Raw genomic sequence first — 10,331 nt, 5'->3', positions numbered from 1 at the left:
CGGTCGGGTCGGGCACGCTGTTGGGTATCTGAAGGTGCGGCCGTCATGGTCGTCCTTCGGTTGCCGGCCCCAGTGCACTCACCTGGTAAGGGTGGGGTGATGGGTGGCTGGTCGTTGTTTGAGAACTGCACAGTGGACGCGAGCATCTGTGGCCAAGTTTTTAAGGGCGCACGGTGGATGCCTTGGCACCAGGAACCGATGAAGGACGTGGGAGGCCACGATAGTCCCCGGGGAGTCGTCAACCAGACTTTGATCCGGGGGTTTCCGAATGGGGAAACCCGGCAGTCGTCATGGGCTGTCACCCGCTGCTGAACACATAGGCAGTGTGGAGGGAACGAGGGGAAGTGAAACATCTCAGTACCCTCAGGAAGAGAAAACAACCGTGATTCCGGGAGTAGTGGCGAGCGAAACTGGATCAGGCCAAACCGTTTACGTGTGATACCCGGCAGGGGTTGCGTGAGCGGGGTTGTGGGATCTCTTTTTCATAGTCTGCCGGCTGTGAGACGAGTCAGAAACCGTTGATGTAGGCGAAGGACATGCGAAAGGTCCGGCGTAGAGGGTAAGACCCCCGTAGCTGAAACATTGACGGCTCGTTTAAGAGACACCCAAGTAGCACGGGGCCCGAGAAATCCCGTGTGAATCTGGCGGGACCACCCGTTAAGCCTAAATATTCCCTGGTGACCGATAGCGGATAGTACCGTGAGGGAATGGTGAAAAGTACCGCGGGAGCGGAGTGAAATAGTACCTGAAACCGTGTGCCTACAAGCCGTGGGAGCGTCGCGCATCGAGCTTGCTCGGTGCGTCGTGACTGCGTGCCTTTTGAAGAATGAGCCTGCGAGTTTGCGGTGTGTTGCGAGGTTAACCCGTGTGGGGAAGCCGTAGCGAAAGCGAGTCCGAATAGGGCGGTTTAGTAGCGCGCTCAAGACCCGAAGCGGAGTGATCTAGCCATGGGCAGGTTGAAGCGGAGGTAAGACTTCGTGGAGGACCGAACCCACCAGGGTTGAAAACCTGGGGGATGACCTGTGGTTAGGGGTGAAAGGCCAATCAAACTCCGTGATAGCTGGTTCTCCCCGAAATGCATTTAGGTGCAGCGTCGTGTGTTTCTTGCCGGAGGTAGAGCACTGGATAGGCGATGGGCCCTACCGGGTTACTGACCTTAGCCAAACTCCGAATGCCGGTAAGTGAGAGCGCGGCAGTGAGACTGTGGGGGATAAGCTCCATGGTCGAGAGGGAAACAGCCCAGAGCATCGACTAAGGCCCCTAAGCGTACGCTAAGTGGGAAAGGATGTGGAGTCGCAGAGACAACCAGGAGGTTGGCTTAGAAGCAGCCACCCTTGAAAGAGTGCGTAATAGCTCACTGGTCAAGTGATTCCGCGCCGACAATGTAGCGGGGCTCAAGCGTACCGCCGAAGTCGTGTCATTCATACACATATCCTCAACGGGAGTATGGATGGGTAGGGGAGCGTCGTGTGCCGGGTGAAGCAGCCGCGGAAGCGAGTTGTGGACGGTTCACGAGTGAGAATGCAGGCATGAGTAGCGATACACACGTGAGAAACGTGTGCGCCGATTGACTAAGGGTTCCTGGGTCAAGCTGATCTGCCCAGGGTAAGTCGGGACCTAAGGCGAGGCCGACAGGCGTAGTCGATGGACAACCGGTTGATATTCCGGTACCCGCTTTGAAACGCCCAGTACTGAATCAGGCGATGCTAAGTCCGTGAAGCCGGCCCGATCTCTTCGGAGTTGAGGGTAGTGGTGGAGCCGATGAACCAGACTTGTAGTAGGTAAGCGATGGGGTGACGCAGGAAGGTAGTCCAGCCCGGGCGGTGGTTGTCCCGGGGTAAGGGTGTAGGCCGTGTGGTAGGTAAATCCGTCACACATTGAGGCTGAGACCTGATGCCGAGCCGATTGTGGTGAAGTGGATGATCCTATGCTGTCGAGAAAAGCCTCTAGCGAGTTTCATGGCGGCCCGTACCCTAAACCGACTCAGGTGGTCAGGTAGAGAATACCGAGGCGTTCGGGTGAACTATGGTTAAGGAACTCGGCAAAATGCCCCCGTAACTTCGGGAGAAGGGGGGCCATCACTGGTGAGGGAACTTGCTTCCTGAGCTGGGGGTGGCCGCAGAGACCAGCGAGAAGCGACTGTTTACTAAAAACACAGGTCCGTGCGAAGCCGTAAGGCGATGTATACGGACTGACGCCTGCCCGGTGCTGGAACGTTAAGGGGACCGGTTAGCTGCCTTTCGGGGTGGCGAAGCTGAGAACTTAAGCGCCAGTAAACGGCGGTGGTAACTATAACCATCCTAAGGTAGCGAAATTCCTTGTCGGGTAAGTTCCGACCTGCACGAATGGCGTAACGACTTCTCGACTGTCTCAACCATAGGCCCGGTGAAATTGCACTACGAGTAAAGATGCTCGTTTCGCGCAGCAGGACGGAAAGACCCCGGGACCTTTACTATAGTTTGATATTGGTGTTCGGTTCGGCTTGTGTAGGATAGGTGGGAGACTTTGAAGCGGCCACGCCAGTGGTTGTGGAGTCGCCGTTGAAATACCACTCTGGTCGTGCTGGATGTCTAACCTGGGTCCGTGATCCGGATCAGGGACAGTGTCTGATGGGTAGTTTAACTGGGGCGGTTGCCTCCTAAAGAGTAACGGAGGCGCCCAAAGGTTCCCTCAGCCTGGTTGGCAATCAGGTGTTGAGTGTAAGTGCACAAGGGAGCTTGACTGTGAGACCGACGGGTCGAGCAGGGACGAAAGTCGGGACTAGTGATCCGGCAGTGGCTTGTGGAAGCGCTGTCGCTCAACGGATAAAAGGTACCCCGGGGATAACAGGCTGATCTTCCCCAAGAGTCCATATCGACGGGATGGTTTGGCACCTCGATGTCGGCTCGTCGCATCCTGGGGCTGGAGTCGGTCCCAAGGGTTGGGCTGTTCGCCCATTAAAGCGGTACGCGAGCTGGGTTTAGAACGTCGTGAGACAGTTCGGTCCCTATCCGCTGTGCGCGTAGGAATATTGAGAAGGGCTGTCCCTAGTACGAGAGGACCGGGACGGACGAACCTCTGGTGTGCCAGTTGTCCTGCCAAGGGCATGGCTGGTTGGCTACGTTCGGAAAGGATAACCGCTGAAAGCATCTAAGCGGGAAGCCTGCTTCGAGATGAGTATTCCCACCAACTTGATTGGTTAAGGCTCCCAGTAGACGACTGGGTTGATAGGCCAGATGTGGAAGCCCGGTAACGGGTGGAGCTGACTGGTACTAATAGGCCGAGGGCTTGTCCTCAGTTGCTCGCGTCCACTGTGTTGGTTCTGAAATAACGAACTGCCGTGTTGTTGTCCGGTGTTGTTTATTTCATAGTGTTTCGGTGGTCATTGCGTTAGGGAAACGCCCGGTTACATTCCGAACCCGGAAGCTAAGCCTTTCAGCGCCGATGGTACTGCAGGGGGGACCCTGTGGGAGAGTAGGACGCCGCCGAACTCCTTTTAGGAAGAGCCCCGTGCCCTTGTGGCACGGGGCTTTTCTGCGTTCTGAACGTTTAAGGTCGTGCCATGCGCTACGAACTTGTCATCTTCGACAACGACGGTGTGCTCGTGGACAGCGAGCCGATCTCCAACACCATCCTGGCCGGCTACCTGACGGAGCTGGGCCACCCCACCTCGTACGAGGAGTCCCTGCGGGACTACATGGGGTCCGCCGTCCACCGGGTGCACGACCTCGTGGAGGAGCGGACCGGGGCGAAGCTGCCGGATGACTTCGACGTCACCCTCCACTCGCGGGTCTTCGCCGCGTTCGAGCAGGAGCTGGAGCCGGTGCCCGGGGTCGATGACCTGCTGGGCAAGCTCGTCGCGGACGGTATTCCGTACTGTGTCGCGTCCTCCAGCAGCCACCAGCGCATCCGGGTCAGCCACCGCAGGACGGGGCTCGACCAGTGGTTCGAGGAAGAGTGGATCTTCAGCGCGGAGGACGTGGGCCGGGGGAAGCCGGCGCCCGATCTCTTCCTGCACGCGGCCGAGCGCATGGGGGTCGCGCCCGAGCGCTGCGTGGTCATCGAGGACAGCCCGCTCGGGGTCGAGGCGGCGCGGGCGGCCGGCATGGACGTGTACGGGTTCACATCGATGATGCCCGCGGACCGGCTGACCGGGGTGACCGGCTACTTCTCCGACATGGGACAGCTGCCGGAATTGCTTGCCTGACGTGTCTACCCATGGGTAGAAACTGGCTCTACGCTCGCGGCCATGACAGATGCACGGTTGCGGCACGGCAGGGCGTCCCTCGCGTTGAGCTTCTTCGTGCAGGGGGTCACCTTCGCCCTTCTGGTGACGCGGATTCCCGCCATTCAGGACCGGTACGGGATATCCGACGGCCTGCTGCCGGTGTTCCTCGCCGCCGTGCCGATCCTGGCCGGAGTGGGCAGCGTCCTCACCGAGAAGGTGGTCGCGCGGGTGCGGCCGCGGGTGGTCCTGCGGTGGGCGCAGCCCGTCGTCCTGCTCGCGCTCCTCGGGGTCGGGGCCGGCAGCGAGGTGTGGGAGGCGGCCGTCGCGCTCGGGGCGTTCGGGCTGGCCGTCGGGGCGCTGGACGCCTCCATGAACATGATGGGCGTCAGCCTCCAGCGGGCGTACGGGCGTTCCATCATGCTGGGGTTCCACGCGACGTACAGCCTGGGCGGGATCACCGGGGCTTCGATGGCGTGGGCCGGGGCGCACTGGGACCTGTCGTTGCTGGTCTCGTATCTGCCGGTGGTCGTGGTGCTGCTGCCCGTCGCGCTGGCCGGGAGCCGGTGGTACGTCGAGGGGAGCAGGGGCGAGGAGCAGGGGGAGCGGAGCGCCGGGGGCGGGAAGGGCGCTTCGGTGTCGTTCCGGCTGCTTATGCCGCTCTGCCTGGTGATGTGTTTCGCGTACATCGGGGACTCGACGGTCTCCAACTGGAGCGCGAAGTACCTCCAGGACGTGCTGGGGAGCTCGGAGCAGCTGTCGACGGTTCCGTACAACGTCTACATGGTGACGACGCTGCTGGGGCGGGCCGTCGGGGACTTCGGGGTGCGGCGGTTCGGGGCGGTGGCCGTGGTGCGGGCCGGGACCGTGCTGGCGGCGGCCGGGTTCGGTGTGGTGGCCGTGGCGGGCGGGGCGTGGACGGGGATGCTCGGGTTCACGATGCTGGGGCTCGGGCTGTGCGTGATCGTGCCGCAGACGTTCGCCGCGGCCGGGCGGATGTTTCCCGGGGCGAGCGACACCGCGATCGCCCGGCTGAACATCTTCAACTACGTGGGTTTCCTGGTCGGCTCGCCGCTCGTGGGGGCGCTCGGCGACGCCTGGAGCTACCGGGGCGCGATGCTGGTGCCGATGGTGCTGGTGCTCGCGACGCTCGTGTACGCCAAGTCGTTCGGGACGGAACCTGCCCGATACGGTGGCGGGCATGAGCGGCCGCGCACAGCTGATGTGGGATGACGCAGTAACGGGATACGACTTCGGGGACAGTCATCCGATGGACCCGGTCAGGCTTGCCCTGACGATGGGACTGGTGCGCGCGTTCGGTCTTGACCGGGCGGTGGACCTGGTGGCGGCCAAGCCGGCCGGGGACTCCACGCTGCGGCTCGTGCACCGGCCGGACTACGTGGCGGCCGTGAAGGCCGCGTCGGCCGATCCCCGCGCGGCGGACCAGAAGTACGGGCTCGGGACCGTGGACGATCCGGCGTTCGCCGGGATGCACGAGGTGTCGGCGCTGATCGCCGGCCAGTCCGTGGCGGCCGCCGAGGCGGTGTGGCGGGGCGAGACCCGGCACGCGGTGAACTTCACCGGCGGGCTGCACCACGCGATGCCCGGAGGCGCGGCCGGATTCTGCATCTACAACGACCCGGCCCTCGCCATCGCGCGGCTCCTGGAACTCGGCGCCGAGCGCGTCGCGTACGTCGACGTGGACGTGCACCACGGGGACGGGGTGCAGACGGCCTTCTGGGAGGACCCGAGGGTCCTGACCGTCTCCCTGCACGAGCACCCCCGGACGCTGTTCCCGCAGACGGGGTGGCCGGAGGAGACCGGGGCGGGGGCCGGTGAGGGCGGTGCGGTCAATGTGGCGCTGCCGGCCGGTACGGGGGACGCGGGCTGGCTGCGGGCGTTCCACGCGGTGGTGCCGGAGCTGCTGGCGGACTTCCGGCCGCAGGTGCTGGTGACGCAGCACGGGGCGGACACGCATTTCGAGGACCCGTTGGCGCATCTCGCGGTGTCGCTGGACGCGCAGCGGTCCGTGATGGCGGCCTGTCACGACCTGGCGCACAGCTACGCGGACGACGGGCGGTGGGTGGCGCTCGGCGGGGGCGGTTACGCGGTGGTGGACGTGGTGCCGCGGTCCTGGACGCATCTGGTGGGCATCGCCGCGCACGCTCCGGTGGACCCGGAGTCGGTGATCCCGGCGTCCTGGCGGGACGAGGTGTACGCGCGGACACGGCAGCCGGGTCCGGCGCGGATGACGGACGGGCGTACGCCTTCGTGGGCGTCGTGGGAGGACGGGTACGACCCGGCGGACCGGCTGGACCAGGCGGTGCTCGCGACGCGGCGGTCGGCGTTCCCGTTGCGGGGGATGCTGGCCTGAATCCGTACGGGATGTGAGTACGGGTTACGCCGACTGTGGGGCGAAATCCGGCTTTTGGTCCCTGAGGGGTGCGGGTGGGGCAGCATCGGTGGGGTGTTGAGCACCGGAGCGCTGCGTGCGCATCTGCTGGCGGCCCGGCTGGCCGGGCCCGTGGCGACCTCGCGTGAGGTGAGTCTGCGGAGTTATCGGCTGTTCGCGGCCAGGGACCCGCGGGTGACGCTCGGCCTCGACCCCGGTCGGGGCTGGGGCGAGCGGGAGCTGTTGCGGCTGATGGCGGACAGGTGCGGGGTCTCGGACGACCCCGCGCATGTGTCGGGTCCCGATGTGATCGACCCGGAGCGGACGGTGGCGGGGCTCGACGCGTTCGCCGAGCGGCTGGCGGAGGCGGCGGTGCGGCGGGCGCCGGTGCTCTTCGGGACGGGGCATCCGCACCGGCTGCTCGGTTTCTACGCGGCGCTGGCAGACGCTTTGTCGGCGGTGGGATGCCCTGTTCTCACCCCGGCGCAGGGGCGATGTATCGACATAACGACTCGGTTTGGCGTACGTACGTACAACCTCGACTACGTACGGGGAGTCGCGCTGGTGTGTGAACCCGGCGCGGGGGCTTCCGGCGGTGGCACCGGCGCACACTCCCATTCGCCGCTGCCGGTGAGGGTCGCGCTGGAGGCCGCGGCGGCCGGCCGGGGGCCCTTGCCGGAACTGGTCGTCGGGGACCACGGGTGGGTCTGCGGGGCAGGTCAGCTGGGGATCGAGGCGATCGGTCTGGCCGATACGGACGATCCGGCGCTGTTCGTCGGGGAGGCCGAGGGGCGGGTGGCGGTCGCCGTTCCGCTGGACGACGCCGTGCGGTCCGCGTACTACCTGCCGCTCACGCGCTATGTACTCAATCGGGCGTGTCTGTCACAGTAGCGGCCGATCGTCTCTCCTCTTCCCCACTCGTATCACCCGCCCCTAACCTGGGGAGTGAGCGCACAACGACGAAGAGTCACCGGAGGGGAAGCCGGTGCGCGTCTCGTGCGGAAGGTACAGGTGAGTCATGGCTGCTGACAGCGAGAGGCCTCTCAACGAGGTCAAATTTCTGACCGTGGCGGAAGTCGCCTCGGTCATGCGGGTGTCGAAGATGACCGTGTACCGCCTGGTGCACAGCGGTCATCTGCCGGCGATCCGGGTGGGCAGGTCCTTCCGGGTGCCGGAGCAAGCGGTTCACGAGTATCTCCGCGAGTCCTTCGTGGGGGTGGCATCTGCCTGACATTCCCCTCGGATTACGCCCCTCACGCGGTGGCGGGTAGGCTAGGCCGACGTAGGTCGTGTGGGCCCAGACGCCCCGCACCAGTGAAGAAGAAGTGAGCGAGGGTAGTCGTGGGCTCTGTTATCAAGAAGCGGCGTAAGCGGATGGCCAAGAAGAAGCACCGCAAGCTGCTCAAGCGCACGCGCGTTCAGCGTCGCAACAAGAAGTAGGCGAACGCAGTTCGTGAATCCGCAGCCCTTCCGCCGTCCTGGCGGGAGGGCTGCGGTGCTGTGTGCGGGGGGTGTCCACCCGCTACGGTGACGTCCTGGGGTACTTCACCTCTCGCACGGGTGACGCTCGCACGGGAGACCGACGGAAGGCGCTGATCTTGGGGAAGGTCGTGCTCGTCACAGGGGCGGCCCGGCAGCTGGGCGGCCGTTTCGTGCGGCGTGTGCAGCGTGATCCGGACGTGGAGCGGGTGATCGCCGTCGACGCGGTCGCGCCGGGGCACGAGCTGGGCGACGCCGTCTTCGTCCGCGCGGACATCCGCCAGCCCGCCATCGCCCGGGTGCTCGCCGAGCACGCGGTGGACACCGTCGTGCATCTGGACGTCAGCGGCATGGCGCTCGGGGCGCAGGGGCGTACGGCGGTCAAGGAGACCAACGTCATCGGCACCATGCAGCTGCTCGGCGCCTGCCAGAAGGCGCCCGCCGTGCAGCGGCTGGTGGTGAAGTCCAGTACGGGCGTGTACGGGTCGGCGCCCCGCGATCCGGCGGTCTTCCACGAGACGACCCCGCCCAAGTCGCTGCCCGGCGGCGGCTTCGCGAAGGACGCCTCGGAGGTCGAGGGGTACGTACGGGGCTTCGCGCGCCGCCGGCCGGACGTGGCCGTGTGCGTGCTGAGGTTCGCGAACATCCTGGGGCCCGACGCGGACTCGCCGCTCGCTGACTATCTGTCGCTGCCGGTGCTGCCGACGGTCTTCGGGTACGACCCGAGGCTCCAGTTCGTCCACGAGGACGACGTCATCGACGTGCTGGGCATCGCGGCGAGCGAGCCGGGGCGCGGGACGCTGAACAGCGGCACGTTCAACATCGCGGGGGACGGCGTGCTGCTGCTCTCGCAGTGTGCGCGGCGGCTGGGGCGGCCGACGGTGCCGATGCTGCTGCCCGCGGTCACCTGGGTCGGGCAGGCGCTGCGGTCGGTCGGCATGGCGGACTTCTCGCCGGAGCAGATCCGGCTGCTCACCCATGGCAGGGTGGTCTCCACGGTCCAGATGCGCGAGACGCTGGGGTTCGCCCCGCGTTACTCCACGGCGGAGGCGTTCGCGGACTTCGCGCGCAGCCGGGCGCCGGGGCTGCTGCCGCCCGAGGCGGTGGGCCGTGCCGTGGACCGGGTGGCCGCGGCCGTGGACCGGGGCGGCGACACCCACCCGACTCCGAGCGCCAGGTAGAGGAGCGCAGCGACGATGGCGGATGCCAAGGTCATTCCGTTCGACGACGACCGTTCGCGGTCGGGAGGTCTGCCGCGCGCCGCGCGCCGGCGGCCTCCGGTACGCGGCACGGGGTCGGTGAGCGCGCTTCCGGGACAGCCCGACGCCTCGCCGCCGCCCGGGGAGCCCCAGGAGGGCCCGCGGGAGGCCGGGGCGGGGCCTGTGGGCGCGGAGCGGGGCGGCTGGGACCGGCGGATCGCGGGCGGGCTCGCCTTCCTGCGGCGGCGGGTCACGGGCGAGTACGACGTGGACGAGTTCGGCTACGACGAGGAGCTGACCGACCAGGTCCTGATGTCGTTGCTGCGGCCGGTGTACGAGAAGTACTTCCGGGTCGAGGTGAAGGGCGTCGAGAACATTCCGGCCGAGGGCGGGGCGCTCATCGTGTCCAACCACTCCGGGGCGCTGCCGCTGGACGGGCTGATGCTCCAGGTCGCGGTGCACGACCACCATCCGGCGGGGCGGCATCTGCGGCTGCTCGCGGCGGACCTGGTCTTCATGCTGCCGGTGGTCAACGAGCTGGCCCGGAAGGCGGGGCACACGCTGGCGTGCGCGGAGGACGCGGAGCGGCTGCTGCGCGACGGCGAGGTCGTCGGGGTGATGCCGGAGGGCTTCAAGGGGCTCGGCAAGCCGTTCGGCGAGCGGTACAAGCTCCAGCGCTTCGGGCGGGGCGGTTTCGTGTCGACGGCGCTGAAGGCCGGGGTGCCGATCGTGCCGTGCTCGATCGTGGGCGCGGAGGAGATCTATCCGATGGTCGGGAACTCCAAGACGCTGGCGCGGCTGCTGGGCTTCCCGTACTTCCCGATCACGCCGACGTTTCCGTGGCTGGGGCCGCTGGGGGCGGTGCCGTTGCCGACGAAGTGGACGATCCAGTTCGGGGAGCCGATTCCTACGGACGGTTATCCGCTGGAGGCGGCCGAGGACCCGATGCTGATGTTCAACCTGACGGATCAGGTGCGGGAGCAGATCCAGCACACGCTGTACAAGCTGCTGGTGCAGCGGCGGTCGGTGTTCTTCTGACGGCCGCCGCCGCACCAGC

The 10,331-nt window shown here is 66.0% G+C and carries 8 protein-coding genes and 2 rRNA genes; all 10 read left to right on the top strand.

The annotated features are described in order from the left end of the window. Positions 1-150 precede the first annotated feature (150 nt). The 10 genes from P8A18_RS14355 to P8A18_RS14310 all read left to right on the top strand — a co-directional run bounded on the left by P8A18_RS14355 (position 151) and on the right by P8A18_RS14310 (position 10,312). Positions 151-3,275: ribosomal RNA gene (locus tag P8A18_RS14355) — 23S ribosomal RNA — on the top strand. A 78-nt stretch (positions 3,276-3,353) separates the two neighbouring features. Then, positions 3,354-3,470, top strand: a 5S ribosomal RNA gene (gene rrf, locus P8A18_RS14350). 71 nt (positions 3,471-3,541) lie between these two features. Then, a complete protein-coding gene (locus P8A18_RS14345; RefSeq protein ID WP_018552253.1) occupies positions 3,542-4,186 on the top strand; it encodes an HAD family hydrolase in 645 nt (214 codons plus the stop codon). Positions 4,187-4,228: 42 nt separating this feature from the next. Further along, positions 4,229-5,437, top strand: a complete 1,209-nt coding sequence (locus P8A18_RS14340) for an MFS transporter (RefSeq protein WP_306054792.1) — start codon at positions 4,229-4,231, stop codon at positions 5,435-5,437. Further along, a complete protein-coding gene (locus tag P8A18_RS14335; RefSeq protein ID WP_306054790.1) occupies positions 5,406-6,578 on the top strand; it encodes an acetoin utilization protein AcuC in 1,173 nt (390 codons plus the stop codon). Before P8A18_RS14340 ends, P8A18_RS14335 begins: the two co-directional genes overlap by 32 nt. Before the next feature lie 93 nt (positions 6,579-6,671). Further along, a complete protein-coding gene (locus P8A18_RS14330; protein ID WP_306054788.1) occupies positions 6,672-7,487 on the top strand; it encodes a phosphatase in 816 nt (271 codons plus the stop codon). 127 nt (positions 7,488-7,614) lie between these two features. Then, positions 7,615-7,827 (top strand): helix-turn-helix domain-containing protein, encoded by a 213-nt coding sequence (locus tag P8A18_RS14325; protein WP_018525026.1) that lies wholly within the window; start codon positions 7,615-7,617, stop codon positions 7,825-7,827. Positions 7,828-7,937: 110 nt separating this feature from the next. Next, positions 7,938-8,036 carry a 30S ribosomal protein bS22 gene (locus P8A18_RS14320; protein ID WP_003948845.1) on the top strand — a complete coding sequence of 33 codons (99 nt, stop codon included), beginning with the start codon at positions 7,938-7,940 and terminating at the stop codon, positions 8,034-8,036. A 158-nt stretch (positions 8,037-8,194) separates the two neighbouring features. After that, positions 8,195-9,256, top strand: a complete 1,062-nt coding sequence (locus P8A18_RS14315) for an NAD-dependent epimerase/dehydratase family protein (RefSeq protein WP_306054785.1) — start codon at positions 8,195-8,197, stop codon at positions 9,254-9,256. A gap of 15 nt (positions 9,257-9,271) precedes the next feature. Beyond that, a complete protein-coding gene (locus P8A18_RS14310; RefSeq protein WP_306054783.1) occupies positions 9,272-10,312 on the top strand; it encodes a lysophospholipid acyltransferase family protein in 1,041 nt (346 codons plus the stop codon). Positions 10,313-10,331: the final 19 nt, after the last annotated feature.

Origin of the sequence: Streptomyces sp. Mut1, from assembly GCF_030719295.1 — a bacterium.
Taxonomy (GTDB): Bacteria; Actinomycetota; Actinomycetes; order Streptomycetales; family Streptomycetaceae; genus Streptomyces; species Streptomyces castrisilvae.
This window is presented reverse-complemented; position numbering and strand designations above follow the sequence as displayed.

Coding starts and splice junctions, on each gene's coding strand:
- P8A18_RS14325 (WP_018525026.1), top strand. CDS start 7,615: ATGGCTGCTGACAGCGAGAGGCCTCTCAACGAGGTCAAATTTCTGACC.
- P8A18_RS14310 (WP_306054783.1), top strand. CDS start 9,272: ATGGCGGATGCCAAGGTCATTCCGTTCGACGACGACCGTTCGCGGTCG.
- P8A18_RS14340 (WP_306054792.1), top strand. CDS start 4,229: ATGACAGATGCACGGTTGCGGCACGGCAGGGCGTCCCTCGCGTTGAGC.
- P8A18_RS14335 (WP_306054790.1), top strand. CDS start 5,406: ATGAGCGGCCGCGCACAGCTGATGTGGGATGACGCAGTAACGGGATAC.
- P8A18_RS14345 (WP_018552253.1), top strand. CDS start 3,542: ATGCGCTACGAACTTGTCATCTTCGACAACGACGGTGTGCTCGTGGAC.